Here is a 15,661-nt window from a genome sequence, read left to right as displayed (position 1 = left end):
AGTTAATAGAAACTCTAATTATAATGGTGATATTATCCACAATACATTGCAACTCATACGACCTAAACAGCGTCATCACGTGCGCTTATTATTAAGTCACTTAAATTTAGAACAATTCATTATTTTTTCCACTTGAGTTTTTGAAATGCAGGGTTGCTGCATTGTGAGCGTATTCGTGGCCTGATATTCAGTGTTATAATAGTTACTCTGTTAAGTGACTAACCTTTTTAAGAGATGTTCATGAATCATCAGTCGAACAATCCATTACACGGCAAAACGCTAGAAGCTATTTTAAATGAATTAGTCGAGAAAATAGGGTGGAAAGCGATGGGAGAAAACGTTGATATTCGTTGCTTTAACAATGACCCTTCAATTAAGTCTAGTTTAAAGTTTCTTCGTAGAACACCATGGGCGAGAACAAAAGTTGAAGCTATGTATTTAAATGTTTTTCATGGTTTTCGTTGGCCTGATACCAATTCGCATAAGTAATTAATTTCTTAGCAAGTGTTTAACGGCTTAGTGTCGAAACATTGATTTTAATTCGTAGTTTAGGGGATGTTTTCTTGCATTCACTAATAAGCTACATGCAAGTAGCGTCATTGTTAAAATCGTAATTCATTTTAAACGCTTTATGCGTATATTGTTTATAAAATACAAACTGTATAGGTTTTATTTTTAGTTTTTTGTATATGTTAGATTGTCAGGTGTTGGTTTATTGTATGACCTAATGTTAACCACCGCTGGATTTGAGAATGGAATTACTCGCACTTGCTCTTTTTGTTATATCGTCATCAGGTACGCCTGGCCCAAATAATGTGATGTTACTTACCTCAGGCGTAAATCACGGTTTTCGTAAAAGCTTACCTCATGTCTTGGGGATCAATATTGGCTTTCCTGTTATGGTTATTGGCGTTGGCTTTGGCTTAGTGGCGTTATTTAAGCAATATCCGCAGTTATATATCTTAATTAAAAGTATTGGTATTTTGTACTTACTGTTTTTAGCATATAAAATTGCCACACTTTCTACTCAACTTTCTGCACAAGAAAAGAAAAGACCTTTTACGTTCATGCAAGCGGCGTTATTTCAGTGGTTTAACCCGAAGGCTTGGGTTATGGCAGTAAGCGCTGTTATTGCTTTTTCTTCAGTATCTAACAGTGCTAGCTCAGACGTATTTTCAATTGCTGCCGCGTTTTTGATTTTTGGGTTGCCTTGCTCATTTTTCTGGTTAAGTGTAGGGCTAGGGATGCAGTCGATATTGAATAAACCGAGAATGGTAACTTGGTTTAATCGATTAATGGCATTAGTTTTAGTTTTGTCTATTATCCCAATGATAGAGTCGACATTATATACGTAAGTTGTTTGCATTATCTGCACGAAGGGCGTACAGATAATGCAATGTTCTAACGCTACTGCTTATCCGCCTACAGTAAGCTTACCACCTTTACCTAAACCACCTTCTACTTGTTGTGCTTTGTAGTTACGTAGTGATTTAACCATGTGGTTATATGAATCTGCAAACGCAGCAGTAATTACCTTACCTTCAGGTGTATCACTGTAGCCACCAGCACCTACTAGTGCTCCAAAGAAACCAAGACCAAATGCTTTGAAGTCCCAGTTTTGAGCATTACCTACTGATGAAGAAACCTGTACGCCTGAGCGGTTATCAACTAAAAGTAATGTTGTTGCTGCCTCATTGCTCTTCGCACCACCAAGCAAGAAACCGCCTATGCCACCAACAAGGCCGCCTAAACCACCAGTTCCTTTTTCGCTAAATTGAATAGAAGGTTGCATGGTATAATCAGCTGCAACTAATTGACCTTTACCAAAGTTGCTATTAGTGCGAAGCTCACCAGAGTTCATTAATTCACGTTCTTTCGTCATTGAACTCATCGCTTTACCGCGTTCAACTAGCACAAAACAGTTTGATTGCTGAATCATCGTGCGCAGAACAGGAATGGTACTACCAAGGTTTGGATAATGACGTCGATAATACCCCCACCAATCTTCATGAGTGTCTTCAAATATTGATAATGTACCTAGCGTTTCAGTACAGTTTTCTAACGCACTGTTTTGACCCGATGCAGAGCCACCAGCAGCACCTCCAGATACTGTATTGCCTGATGAACCACCCATAGTAGGTCCTGTACTCATACAACCTGATAGTCCAGCACCCATTGCTAGTGATAACATCATTGTACTAAGAATTTTTTTCATAATAGCTCCGTTAATTATTCTTCCTATAGCTTTCGGGGGCTTTCGCTGAACAACAATGAACGCGCCCAATTCTACTGCGTCTATATTAGCCTTATTAACCACTTAATCGCCAGTATTTTTTTTAGCAAAATTTATGATAATAAATCGTAGTAAAACAAGGTTATAAAGTCATTTTTTATAGGGAAACTATTTGGAACATCATTGGAAAGTATTTTCTTTATTCCCGCTTAGTATTTATCGAATCGACAAAAGTATCTTTACCATCAAGCGGAAACTTTTCAATAACGTTATTAAGCGATTATAAGTGTATTGAGAAGGTTAGTAATTTTACTTCCCCATTTTCTTTTTCAGCTTTTTCATGTGTGATTTAAATGCCTTGTCGAATTCTGAGGGACCACAATTAAAGCCCTCCCGTGACGTTAAGCCATCCATGCCGATAGACGTTAGATCGCGTTCGACAAAACAAGTGCCGTTGTCTCCTTTTATCATTTTTATGCCGCCGCCAAGTGTTTGCGTAGCATTTTTACGTTTCTCATCTTCACTCATTACCGCGGTAGAGTGGGGAACAAGTGTAGGCTTAGGGTTAAAAATGGAGCCCTTTGCATTGCCGGTATCTTGTTGTGTAAGACTATCGAACATTGCTTGGTCACGCTTTTTATTGATTGCATCAATGGCAGTAAATGTTTTTGTGCTTAGCGCACTCTCTAATACTTTTTTATTGGATAGTAAGTTTGATTCTTTACTGTCGGTTACGGCTTTAACATTTGTCGTTGAAGGTTTTTGCTCGATTGTTTCGACTGGTTTGTTAACTTGTTGGGATATTTCTTCGCCAATTTTTTTCTTTGTATTAACAGTATAATCTGGATCAACTGGTAATGTTTTATGCACTGGTTCTTTGTTTAATTCTGCATTACTTACTTGTTCTGCAACAGGAGCTTGGTATAAAAAGCTTTTAATCGGTGTTGTTTTTGTTTGAACATTTGATGTCGAAATCTTCGTTTGATTCAACATTACAAGTAATGCGATATGTACAACGATTGAAAGCCATAAAGCGGGGGAAATTCCTTTTAACACAATTACAGTATTCTCTAATGAAGACTCTTCAATAGACCCTTAATGCCTCGTTTTGTTCCACCTGAAGTAATAATAAGTTATTAACTGTCTATAAAATAGTCGGTTAGACTTTAACTACTGCCTTTTACGGTTAAATTGGTTAAAATACTACACGCTTTACAGCAAGTGACGGAAAGCAAAATAACGCGATTGTGTTGGTTTTCTTCTATACTTATATTAATTCTTTCAACGTGTGAGTTGGCAATGGAATACGAGTTTATTGATGATCCTATTACGGGTCAGGCGAGAGCCAAGTTTTCATTAGAACATCAACTATTAGGGCCATGGCTTGAAACAGAAATTGGCCATGACATTGATAAACTATCTAGCGTGTTGGCTGCTGTAGATGCGGTATCAAATGGTGTGGAACAAGAGCTTATTGTAACCGGGAATGAGTATTCGTTGACGATTAACCGAGATGACGCCATTGTAAATATGAATGTTATGCTAAATGGTGAAATTGTTATGCCCGATAACCTGACTGCAGATGCCTTACAGTTTGATTTTCAAGACGGGGTGAGTTGTGGAGTTGACGATTTTCGTCACTTATTATTGTCTTGGGCAAAATTTACCAAAGTTACTTAACCTTTTCTAATGTACATTTTGTAATTATCTTCTTAAATTAATTGATATTTTCACTCCTCAAGCGAATAATAAGCAGAGTTAAATTATTCCTAATATTAGAGTGTTTTATGTCTACTGAGCCTAAAACTCCGCAACGTGCGCCTCGTACGGTGCGATTACGTTATGTGTTATTACCTATTGCTATTATTCTAGCGGGTTTGTTTTTTCTGATCTTAATGGCCGTTCTGGCTCCTAAACCTGCGAAGAAACCCGTCGAAGTAAAACCACCACTCGTTCAGGTACAGGCCTTAAAAAAAGAAGATGTTATTTTCAATATTCACTCTCAAGGTAATGTTTTACCTCGCACGCAAAGTAATCTTGTTTCCGAAGTGAGTGGGCAAATTATTGATGTATCTAGTAAATTTAATGTTGGCGGTTTTTTTAAAAAAGGAGAGCAAATACTTGCTATTGATGACATTAGTTATCGAGTGGCGTTGATACAGGCGAGGTCTCGTTTAGATACAGCACATGCAAGCTTGCTAGAAGAGCAAGCTCGCGTTGAACAAGCTAAAGAAGAGTGGTTATTATCAGGTAAATCGCTAGATAAGGCGCCTGTTATTGCATTGAGAACACCACAGCTGAAAAAAGCGAAAGCTGAATTGGCAGCAGCGAAAGCGAATGTTGAGCAAGCGGAATATCAATTAGCGAAAACAAAAATTATTGCGCCATATGACTTGCTTATCGATAAAAAGCAGGCGGATATTGGCCAGTATGTGTCTATGGGCAGTATGTTAGCAAATGCTTTTGCTGTTGATTATGCGGAAGTTAGGTTGCCTATAAAGCTTCAAGATGCATTGTTTTTAGCGCTACCCAAAGTAGGTGAAACGGCAACAGAAGGTGCAGAAGTAACATTGACTACGAAGATTGGTGAGCACTCACTTATATGGAAAAGTTCGATTACTAGGGGAGAAGGGGTCGTTAATAGGCAAAATCGTGTGCAGTATGTTATTGCGCAGGTAAATGATCCTTATGCTATTGATACCGACACTTCACATAAAGTACTGCGCATTGGTACCTTTGTTGAAGCTGAAATTAAAGGTAAAATGCAACACGATATAATTACGATACCAAGATCAGCTATTAACGGCGCAAATACGGTTTATTTAGTGAGCGAAGACAATAAGCTGCATATTCAACCAATCAATGTACTGTATTCAGATGTCAATAATAGCTATACGCAAGACGATATTGATTTGTCGATGAGATTGATAACAACTAAATTGTCGTCGCCTATTGAAGGGATGACATTGCGTATTGATGAGATTGAAGCTGCGGGAGGCGAATAATGTCTCAGGAGCAAAAATATCACACTGGCACTATTGCTTGGTTTGCACGTAATGGTGTTGCCGCTAATTTATTGATGGCGTTTATTTTGATTGCAGGATTTTTCTCTTATCAATCCATCAATAAGAAAATGTTTCCTGACTTTAATCCAAATAGTATTCAAGTGATGGTGCCACATTTAGGCGCATCGCCTGAAGAGGTTGAAGAGGCTGTTGTATTAAAAATAGAAGAGTCTTTGGAAGATATTGACGGTATAAAACGTATTACTGCACGAGCTCAAGAAGGCATTGCTATTGTAACCATCGAGTTGCAATCGGGTGTATCTATGTCTGAGAAACTCGATGAAGTGCAAATGCAAGTCGATGCAATTACGACGCTTCCTGAACAAACTGAAAAACCAATTATCACTAAACAAGAGTTTAAAGGCCAAGTAATGTGGCTTTCTGTCAGTGGCAGTATGTCGCGTCGTGCGAGGCAAAACTTGGCGCAAGATATACGTGAAGAAATTATGTTGTTGCCTAATGTGAATAATGCACAAGTTGTCGGCAGCCGTGATTATGAAATTAGTATTGAATTGTCTGAATTACAGTTACAACAATATGATTTAACGTTTGATCAAGTGACACAAGCGATTAGAAAAGCTTCAATTGATTTACCCGGTGGACGAATTCGCTCTGAAGGTGGCGACATCTTATTACGCACTAAAGGTCAAGCGTACACAGGTAAAGAGTTCGCAGAAATTGTATTGAAAACAAATACCGATGGAACGCGCGTTAAAGTCTCTGATGTTGCGAATATTGTTGATGGTTTTGTAGAAATTGAAGATTTTGCTACCTTCGACGGTGAAAACACCACTAGTATTATGGTGCAATCTACTGGCGATCAAAACGACTTAGCAATAGCGGCAGAAGTTAAAAGCTATGTTGTTGAGAAAAATAAACAATTACCGCAAGGAGCACATCTAACGGTTTGGGGAGATACGTCTTATTACCTGTCAGAGCGACTTGATATGATGATATCCAATCTCATGTTAGGGGCCTTGCTCGTTTTTTGTGTATTAACCCTATTTTTACGCATAAAAATTGCATTTTGGGTAATGCTAGGTATTCCCATTAGCTTTTTAGGGGCCTTTTTATTAATGCCTTTAATGGGAGATTGGTCGGTCTCAATTAACATGCTGAGTCTCTTCGCATTTATTATGGTACTTGGTATTGTTGTTGATGACGCTATCGTAATTGGCGAAAGTGCCTATTCAGAAATACAACGATATGGACATTCAACGGATAATGTTATTCGCGGCACATTACGGGTCGCTATGCCGGCAACATTTGGTGTGCTTACAACCATTGCAGCCTTTGCACCTTTATTAATGATTGATGCGACATTTGCCGCTTTCTTTAGAGCTATCGCATTAGTTGTTACCTTTTGTTTAATTTTTTCATTAATAGAGTCAAAGTGGATACTGCCGTCACATTTGGCACATATGAAATACACTCCTCTTGATGAAAAAACAGCGAATAGATTTGAACGCTTTCAAATACGCTTTAAAGAAAAGTTAGAACATTTTATTCACCATATTTATCAACCAAGATTACGTAAAGCATTACAATATCGCTATAACACCATGGCGTCGTTCGTTGCTTTGTTACTGGTTTCGGTGTCGTTGATCGTAGGGTCATGGGTGAAGCTCGAAGTCTTTCCAAATATTCCGAGTGATTTTATTCAAGGCAATATCACCATGGTAGATGGAACTCCAGCGGCAGAGCGTAATAAAGCCATTGAACGTATTGTAAACGCTATAGAAACGTTATCTGAGCAACACAAAGTAGACGGTGTTAGTTTTCTTAAACATACCATGGTGTTTACCCAAGGAAATACTCAAGCGACGTTTGTATTGGAGTTAGTAAAGGCCGAAAAGAGAAACTTGGATGCTTATGAAGTTGAACGCATGTGGCGTGAAGAAATTGGCGAAATTGCAGGAACTAAGGAACTAAGGTTTTTTGCCGGTACAAATGTTGGTGGTGGTGCGGCGATTGAATTTCAATTGACAGGTAAAAACGATGCACAACTCGAAGCTGCTGCGCTTGAAATTCAAGATAAGTTGTCTGGCTATGATGGTGTATTTGATATCCGCAATTCATTTAGTCGTGGTAGCCAAGAAATACAACTGAGCATTAAACCTGAAGCACAAGTGTTGGGCATTACATTATCAGATCTTGCTAGACAAGTTCGTCAGGCCTTTTATGGTGATGAAGCCCAACGAATTCAGCGTGGGCGAGATGAACTCAAGGTGATGGTACGATACCCGAAAGAAGATCGGTTATCTATTAGTGATCTTGAAAATATGTGGATCAGAACGCCAAGTGGTGAGCTTGTTCCGTTTTTCCAAGTTGCTGATGTTGCAATGGGAAGAGGCTTTTCTTCAATCACAAGAATTAACCAAAAACGTTCAATAACTGTATCAGCAGATATAGACCCAGAAAAAGTTGAATCTAGAAAAGTTATCGCCGAAATGAACGGTAAGTTTATTCCCGACATATTATCTCATTATCCAAGTGTGCAATACGGCGTGGAGGGAGCGAGCAAAGAGCAACAGGATTTTCTTAGACAACTTGGTTTTGCTGCCATTGGTGCATTGTTTCTAATCTATGTGCTTATTGCCATTCCGACAAAATCATATACTCAGCCAATTGTGATAATGTCAGTTATTCCTTTTGGCATTATTGGTGCGATTATTGGGCATTGGATTTTGGGTAAAAGCATTAACATGATGTCACTGTATGGCCTTATCGCTTTAACGGGCGTAGTGGTTAATGATAGTTTGATTATGGTTGATTTTATCAATAAAGCGAAAGCATCAGGAATGAAGATGATCGATGTCGTTTGCCAAGCAGGCACGCAACGATTTAGAGCGATATTATTGACATCACTTACAACATTTTTTGGGATATTCCCGTTGTATTTTGAAACCAGCCTTCAAGCGCAATTCATTATTCCTATGGCGATCTCACTAGGTTTTGGTATTGTATTTGCCACAGTAATAACGCTATTTTTAATACCAGCGTTATACTTGATTAAAGAAGATATTAGGCATGTATTTAATAAAAATGCAGAAACTACGTCAACTAAGGTAACAAGCTAATGTCAGGTAAATTAGCATTGCTAACCAGTTTATTATTCTCGTTATTGATAGTAGGCCAGGCCAGCGCGTTTGACTCACACCCACTTGATGTTGACAAGTATGCAGGTAAATTTTCAACGTCACCTGTGGCTTCTGGTATCAACGTACCTTGGTCAATGGTGCAGTTGCCATCGGGGCAGTTGCTCGTTACCGAAAGGGCAGGTTTATTATATTTGGTGGATGTAGAAACAGGTAAAAAAAGCGAAATTTCTGGTTTGCCTGTTATTGATGCCAACGGGCAAGGTGGATTGCTCGATATCGCTTTATCACCAACGTTTGACCAACAACCATGGCTGTATTTGACTTATGCAAGCCCCGAAGGAAAAAGGCAGGGTAGCCATACCGCGTTAGCAAGAGCTAAGCTAAATTTGAATGCAAAAGCATTGGAAGAACTTGAAGTCTTGTATAAAGGCGAGAAAAATTCTGTACGCGGTCAACACTACGGCAGTAGAATAGCCTTTGATGATCAAGGATACGTGTACTTTTCAATAGGTGACCGTGGTGCTAGAGATATAAACCCTCAAAATATTGCCCTTGATGGTGGCAAAATATATCGACTACATTTAGATGGTCGTATCCCTAAAGACAACCCTTTTGTTCATGTCGATAACGCAAAAACAGCTGTTTATTCATTAGGACACAGAAACCCACAAGGCTTGTATTTTCATCAAGCAACAAAGCAACTTTGGTCACATGAACATGGACCACGTGGTGGAGATGAATTAAACCTGATCCAAAAAGGTCAAAACTATGGTTGGCCAATCGTTAGTTTCGGCGTGAATTACAATGGTTCTATTTTTACGCAATTAACCGAAAAAAAAGGGATGGTGCAGCCAACTTTATATTGGAAGCCGTCGATTGCACCTTCAGATCTAATTTTTGTTTCTAATGATAAGTATCCTAGACTGAAAGGGCAATTACTACTGGGATCATTGAAATTTGGTTACATTGTTGTTGTCGATGTTTTAACCAGTGCTAAGGTTAAACAATACAAACTTTTATCGAATTTAGGACGCGTAAGAAGTTTACTTGAAGGTATTGACGGTACAATCTATCTAGGTTTAGATGGTAAAGGTATATATAAACTCACCCTTAACGAATAACATTAGGACGTGGTCGTGGATGAATTGTCGTTAATACGAAAAGTAAGTCGACGTAATATTATTGCATTATGCGTTTTGGCATTGTTAGCAACTTCCTCCTATATTGTTATAAGTAAAATGATTGAACAGCAACAATATGATGCGCGCGTCATAAATATTGCTGGCATGCAACGTATGCTTTCGCAAAAGATAACCCTGCGAGTTCACCAATACATCAATGCTATTGAAAAGCAACAAGATCCCAGCTTCATTCTTGAGTCTCTGCGTTTAGCTTCTGAAAAAATTACTGATAATCAGCAGTACTTGACCAATACAATGTTAGCAAACGAAGCTTTATTTTCCTCGCAATTGCGAGCTATGTATTTCGAACCACCGATTGATTTAAATAAACGCATTGCTCAATTTACAGAGCATGCTGAACTTGTTGCTAACATCAAAAATAGTGAAGAAATTGAAAGGTTTATCAAGTTAAATTTTGCACCGTTAGCTGTTGAAGAGCTACTTAGTGATTTAGATCATGCGGTATCCATAGTAGAGCAACAAGCGCAACAACGCGTGAATACTGCCACAACCTTTGAAACAATTACTTGGTTCATCTCTATTATTGTTTTGATCATTGCCTATTTTATATTGTTTAAGCCTATTCAAGCGATTATTCAACGCAATTATATCGCGTTGTTGCGGGCAAAAAATGAAAGTGCTGAATTTCAATTTGCTATTGACCAGCATGCGGTGGTTTACCGCGTTGATTTAACGGGAAAATTGACTTATGTGAATAATAATTTCATCAACGTTTATGGTTATGATGCACGTGAAGCCAGCGGATTAGATGTACGTACTATTTGTGACAAGAGTTACACTGAACAAGAGTTTTCAGACATCTTTAACACCTGTAGGCGAGATAACTATTGGCATGATGAGTCGATCAACCTAGACAGCAAAGGACGAACCTTATGGTTTGATACAACGATAGTTGCGCTTAAAGATGCACAAGAGCAAATTATTGATTTTATTGTTATTCAAAATGATATTGCAGAGCAAAAACAAACTGAATTAGCCTTGAGCGAGCTACACAGAATCACCGCTAATACCGAATTATCTTTTAGAGAAAAAATCGACGAATTACTAACCTTAGGAACGCGATTATTTAACTTACCTATTGGTATCGTCAGTGAAATTGAAGATGAACAGTACACGGTTCTTCATTGCACCTCGCCAGGTGATGAATTAATTCCTGGCACAAAATTTACCTTTGCAGATACTTACTGTTGGCATACTTATTTAGCCAATACCCCGAAAGCTTTCCACCACGTGGGTACAAGTGAAATTCGTCATCACCCTTGCTATGAAAACTTTTCATTGGAAAGTTATATTGGTGTTCCTATTTATGTGGAAGGTAAGCGTTTTGGTACTTTAAATTTTTCAAGTCCAGATGCTTCGGCAAAACCGTTTAGTACGCGCGAATTAGAGCTCATTCAGTTAATCGGTAATTGGCTTGGCGCAGAGTATACAAGACAAAGACAACAAAAGCGTATGCTTGTTCAGCAAAGTACGATGGAACAAATGGCACAGCAAGCAAAAATTGGTGCCTGGGAAGTAGACTTATTGAACAACACTTTGCATTGGTCATCGATGACAAAAGCAATTCATGAAGTAGATGACAATTATCGCCCCAGTTTAAAAGCTGCGTTGCAATTTTATAAAGTAGGGGAGAGCCGAAATAGTATTGAAAAAGCGATGCAACAAGCGATATCTGAAGGCGGATCATTTAGTGTTGAATGTCAGCTTGTTACGGCTATGGGTAATGAAATATGGGTTGCCGCTAGAGGAACTGCTGAATTAGAAAATGGTACTTGTACTAAGGTTTTTGGCTCTATTCAAGATATCACAGAGCGCATAGGAGCTGCTGAAGAGATAAAACGCTATAACCAACGAATGACACTTGCTGCAGATTCGGCGGGTATTGGCGTTTGGGAATACAACATCACTTCTGAAGAGCTCAAGTGGGACGATTGGATGTACAAGCTCTATGATGTAAAACGTTCAGAATTCTCAGGTAATGTTAGTTCTTGGCGAGAGCGTGTACACCCTGACGATCTCGAACAAGCAAATAATGCCTTAGCATATGCGCTCGAAAACGGTAATCGATTTGATGTTCAATTTAGAATCGTATTAAAAAATAAAGAAATTCGCCATATTAAGGCCGCAGCAATTGCAGTGTATGACGATAGTGGCGCCCCTTCTTCATTGATTGGTGTTAATTATGATATTACAGAACGTGTAAAAAATGAGAATGCGTTGAAGCAAGCTAAACTTCAAGCAGAGCAAGGCGCAAAAGCCAAAAGTGAATTTCTGGCAAGTATGAGCCATGAAATTCGAACTCCAATGAATGGTATAATTGGTATGCTCGACCTATTACAAGACACCCCTCTTGCAGATGACCAATATCAACGTTTATCAATAGCGCAAGAAAGTGCACATTCATTGCTTACGCTAATAAATGATATTCTCGATTTTTCAAAAATTGACGCCGGTAAATTAGAGTTGGAACATATTGAATTCAACATTATTGATACGGTGAGTAGTTTTGTACAATCGATGTCTTTGCAAGCACAACAGAAAGGACTAGAACTGATTCTTGATGCAACAGGTGTTGAGCAATGCTTGGTGATGGGTGACCCAAATCGCATCCGACAAATTCTTATCAACCTTGTAGCTAATGCAATCAAATTTACAGATGATGGAGAAGTTATACTAACCGTGACATTAAACGACGTTTCTGTGCATCACTGGCAAGTATTTCTTTCTGTTAAAGATTCAGGTATTGGCATACCTAAAGCAAGGCAAGGAAGATTGTTTGATGTCTTTGAGCAACTTGATGCTTCTACAACGAGACAATACGGCGGTACTGGATTAGGTCTAGCTATCGTCAAGCGGTTGTGTGAGCAGATGAATGGAAATATTCGCGTTGTCAGTGAACAAGGTGAGGGCAGCGAGTTTATTTGTGAGCTTCAATTATCTAAAGCCAAAGAGATAAAACCAGTAAAGCCTGAATTAGAGCAACCTTTATTTGTACTAGTGGTAGATAATAACCGTTCAAATGGTGAAATGATTTGCCGCCAATTTGCAAAGTGGAGCATTGAAGCTGAATTTGTAAATAACGCTGAACAAGCAATGCTGAAATGTAATCAACGTATTGCAGCAGATAAAGCGCTTTTTGATATTATGTTGATTGATATTGAAATACCGCAGATTGATGAACATCACCTTGTTGAATTAATTGACGCTGATAGTCGATTTGATCAAATCAAACTAGTTGTTATGACGCCGATAAATATGCCAAGCAGTGTTATTTCACTGATGGCGTTAAACCTTCACAAACAGGTAACAAGACCGATCACGCCAAAAACGTTATTGTCGATTATTAGTAGCGAGGAAACGGTAACTGATGGAGGCTTTGAAAGTGAGTTATTACAGCTTAGTGACGAAGGTACAATTGAGGAAGTTGCGAATAAGTCTCCGATTCTGCTTGTTGAAGATAATCGAATTAATCAAGCTGTTGCAAAGGGCGTATTAACAAAGCTAGGCTATAAGAGTGAAGTTGCTAAACATGGCATTGAAGCGCTAGAAATGTTAAATAATCAAGAGATAAAATTCGGATTAATTTTAATGGACTGTCAAATGCCTGAAATGGATGGCTATCAAACTACTGAAGCTATACGCTCTGGTGAAGCGGGCGTGGACTATCAAAAAATCCCCATTGTAGCTATGACGGCAAATGCCATGGTGGGTGATAGAGAAAAGTGTTTAGCGGCAGGTATGGATGACTATATTGCTAAACCTATTAATCAAGAAAAAGTACAATTAGTACTAAATCGTTTTCTTACCTAAATAGGTTACCTCATTGCGTCTAAGCACTTTCTTGTAACGATAAGCTGTCTTCAAGTAAATCGATATACTGATCTTCTTCAAAGTCTAAACAAGCTAAGACGTCATTTTTAAGATAAGCCCAATCTGTTGTATCACGAAAATGCTTTTGCTGATAAATAATGTTTTCTGCCATTTTTAGTATAGAAAAATAAACCTGAGCGCAACGTTTATTATTGGACAATAAAAACGTGCGATCATGATGACATAAGATTAATTGGCATAGGTCTTTGGGTAAACGCCACGACGACGCGACATAATACCCTAACGTCGCATGGTTAACTTGATATAGCGAGTCTTCAATGTCCGTTAATGTTTCACTTGGTGTGTTATGGGCATATTGATATATCTCTGAGTAATTTTGGTACTTCATTGCCATGACAGGAATACCGCAGTCATGAAACAGCCCTAAAGAAAACAACTTATCTGTTGATATAGCCAATTTAATGTTTTTACCAATAAGTACAGACATATTGGCAATGTGTTGCGCGTTATCCCAGAACTCTTCTAACGCTATACTGGAGTCGCATTGGTTAAAGCATTTTCTCATGAGAATGCCTGTAACGAGCGTAGAAATACCCGTAATCCCAATATATTTTGCTGCTCGGTTAATGTCTGCTATTGATCGTGATAAACCATAAACCGGTGAATTTACGGTTTTTATAATGGTTGAAGAAACGGCTACATCTTGAGAGATAAGGGCTGAAATTTCATTAATATCTGGCTCCTCTTGGCTCATTAATTCTTGTAGGCGCAGTAATAGATCTGGTTGTGGCGGAACTGAAAAACCACGTTTTATGTCCATTAGTATTTTTTCATCAACTTGAAGCATAATGTTATTCTTTTGAATTGTTCTTGTTTTTAATATGCTTTTCCCCTCATTATGTCATGCATAATTGGAAAAACGCCTGTCTGTACAAAAAATCAACGTTTTACTATCGCTTATTATTTGTTTTGAGACAATTAAAAATTGGTGTTTTCTTATAAAAAAAAGTAGATAAAAGTAGCTAAAATATGAAAAAAAGTACCGAAAAACATAAACTTTATAATACGCTTACATGCTTAATAATGACGTTAGCACTAGTTTTTCCTGCCTATGGCGGTGACTACGATTGGCAGGTAAATACTTTAGCTAAAACTCCTTCGTTACGCGGTAGCGCATTAGTTGACGGTAAGATGTGGGTAACCGGCAGTAAAGGGAGCATATACACGAGTGAAGACGGTGGCCTAACGTGGTTAGACAAGTCTGTTGCACAGCACTCAGCGCTAGATTTCAGAGATATTGAAGTATTTGATCAAGATACTGCGATTATTATGAGCGTTGGTTCTGGCGATTCGTCTAAGTTATTTAAAACGCAAAATGGTGGCGATAGTTGGCAGTTGCTCTATCAAAATAAAGAAGCGGAAGGCTTTTTTGATTCGATTGATTTTTGGAATAAACAAGTAGGCTTATTACTTGGGGATCCTGTTGATGGCTTTTATGTAGTTAAGAAAACAGAAGATGGTGGTAAAACGTGGCGACGTATTACCATAAATAAGTTACCGGAACTTCGAGAAAAAGAAGCGGCATTTGCTGCAAGTGGTAATACGCTGCTTGTGGGTAATAATGGTAAGGCTTGGATCACAACAGGCGGATTTTCTGCATCAGTTTATGTGTCAAATGACTGGGGCGAGTCTTGGCAACGACAACCCGTTCCACTTTATCAAGAAACGCAAACGGCCGGTGGTTATGGGCTTGCTATTAATGCAAAGCAAGAATTATTTGTACTGGGGGGCGATTATCAACAACGACCCGCATCATATTTAAACATAGCGAGATTTAATAAAATTTGGCAACCGGTTGACGCAGGAAAGCGGGGCTTGAGAACAGCGATGAGCTGCTCGTCAAGTGTTTGTATTGCTACTGGCAAAACAGGCAGTGACTTATCATTTGATCAAGGGGCTAGCTGGCAGACATTTGACAATAAAACCGCTGAGAGCGGCGATCAAGGGTTCTATACCATTGCCAATGAAGGCGACATATTTATTGCAGCTGGTGCCAATGGTAAGGTCGCAGTAGCAGCATTTAAATGACCTCGTTTTAATTTATAAGTAGCTGCAATTAAGCTAGGGTCTGTTGACCTTTTGAGATTAAATTTTGTTCGAACTAAACGCTTTTTGTTCAAGGCGTGAGCAATGTCGCATGGTTATTCCATGTAAATTGCGAACAACGAT

11 protein-coding genes are annotated in these 15,661 nt (G+C 38.6%); 8 read left to right on the top strand and 3 right to left on the bottom strand.

The window, feature by feature from the left end:
* The first annotated feature begins 240 nt into the window (after positions 1-240).
* Together QUE09_RS14000 and QUE09_RS13995 are read left to right on the top strand one after the other, a co-directional pair.
* Positions 241-489, top strand: a complete 249-nt coding sequence (locus QUE09_RS14000) for a VF530 family protein (RefSeq protein ID WP_286233443.1) — start codon at positions 241-243, stop codon at positions 487-489.
* A 263-nt stretch (positions 490-752) separates the two neighbouring features.
* On the top strand, positions 753-1,355 hold the full coding sequence (locus QUE09_RS13995; protein WP_286233441.1) for a LysE family translocator: 603 nt from the start codon (positions 753-755) through the stop codon (positions 1,353-1,355).
* 59 nt (positions 1,356-1,414) lie between these two features.
* Here the strand turns inward: QUE09_RS13995 and QUE09_RS13990 are convergent, their stop codons facing one another.
* Together QUE09_RS13990 and QUE09_RS13985 are read right to left on the bottom strand one after the other, a co-directional pair.
* A complete protein-coding gene (locus QUE09_RS13990) occupies positions 1,415-2,215 on the bottom strand; it encodes a CsgG/HfaB family protein (RefSeq protein WP_286233439.1) in 801 nt (266 codons plus the stop codon).
* Positions 2,216-2,542: 327 nt separating this feature from the next.
* The gene (locus tag QUE09_RS13985) at positions 2,543-3,289 is read right to left on the bottom strand and encodes a hypothetical protein (protein ID WP_286233437.1); all 747 of its coding nucleotides are present in this window, start codon (positions 3,287-3,289) and stop codon (positions 2,543-2,545) included.
* Between the two features lie 243 nt (positions 3,290-3,532).
* Between QUE09_RS13985 and QUE09_RS13980 the strand changes: the two genes are divergently transcribed.
* From QUE09_RS13980 to QUE09_RS13960, 5 genes are all read left to right on the top strand, one after another.
* Positions 3,533-3,913 (top strand): YacL family protein, encoded by a 381-nt coding sequence (locus tag QUE09_RS13980; RefSeq protein ID WP_286233436.1) that lies wholly within the window; start codon positions 3,533-3,535, stop codon positions 3,911-3,913.
* 107 nt (positions 3,914-4,020) lie between these two features.
* Entirely contained in the window at positions 4,021-5,238 is a 1,218-nt protein-coding gene (locus tag QUE09_RS13975; RefSeq protein ID WP_286233433.1) for an efflux RND transporter periplasmic adaptor subunit, read from the top strand.
* Positions 5,238-8,378: an efflux RND transporter permease subunit gene (locus tag QUE09_RS13970; protein WP_286233431.1), complete on the top strand. Its 3,141-nt coding sequence runs from the start codon at positions 5,238-5,240 to the stop codon at positions 8,376-8,378. Before QUE09_RS13975 ends, QUE09_RS13970 begins: the two co-directional genes overlap by 1 nt.
* Positions 8,378-9,520, top strand: a complete 1,143-nt coding sequence (locus tag QUE09_RS13965; RefSeq protein ID WP_286233429.1) for a PQQ-dependent sugar dehydrogenase — start codon at positions 8,378-8,380, stop codon at positions 9,518-9,520. The genes QUE09_RS13970 and QUE09_RS13965 overlap by 1 nt, the downstream gene beginning before the upstream one ends.
* A gap of 15 nt (positions 9,521-9,535) precedes the next feature.
* Positions 9,536-13,411 carry a response regulator gene (locus QUE09_RS13960; protein ID WP_286233428.1) on the top strand — a complete coding sequence of 1,292 codons (3,876 nt, stop codon included), beginning with the start codon at positions 9,536-9,538 and terminating at the stop codon, positions 13,409-13,411.
* 19 nt (positions 13,412-13,430) lie between these two features.
* Here QUE09_RS13960 and QUE09_RS13955 read toward each other — a convergent pair whose 3' ends face one another.
* Positions 13,431-14,279, bottom strand: a complete 849-nt coding sequence (locus tag QUE09_RS13955; protein ID WP_286233425.1) for an HDOD domain-containing protein — start codon at positions 14,277-14,279, stop codon at positions 13,431-13,433.
* A gap of 182 nt (positions 14,280-14,461) precedes the next feature.
* Between QUE09_RS13955 and QUE09_RS13950 the strand changes: the two genes are divergently transcribed.
* Positions 14,462-15,520 carry a WD40/YVTN/BNR-like repeat-containing protein gene (locus tag QUE09_RS13950; protein ID WP_286233423.1) on the top strand — a complete coding sequence of 353 codons (1,059 nt, stop codon included), beginning with the start codon at positions 14,462-14,464 and terminating at the stop codon, positions 15,518-15,520.
* The last annotated feature ends 141 nt before the right edge of the window (positions 15,521-15,661 follow it).

Source organism: Thalassotalea sediminis, from assembly GCF_030295915.1.
Lineage (GTDB): Bacteria > Pseudomonadota > Gammaproteobacteria > Enterobacterales > Alteromonadaceae > Thalassotalea_C > Thalassotalea_C sediminis.
The sequence above is the reverse complement of the archived record's forward strand: the minus strand, read 5'-3'. Positions and strand labels throughout refer to the sequence as shown.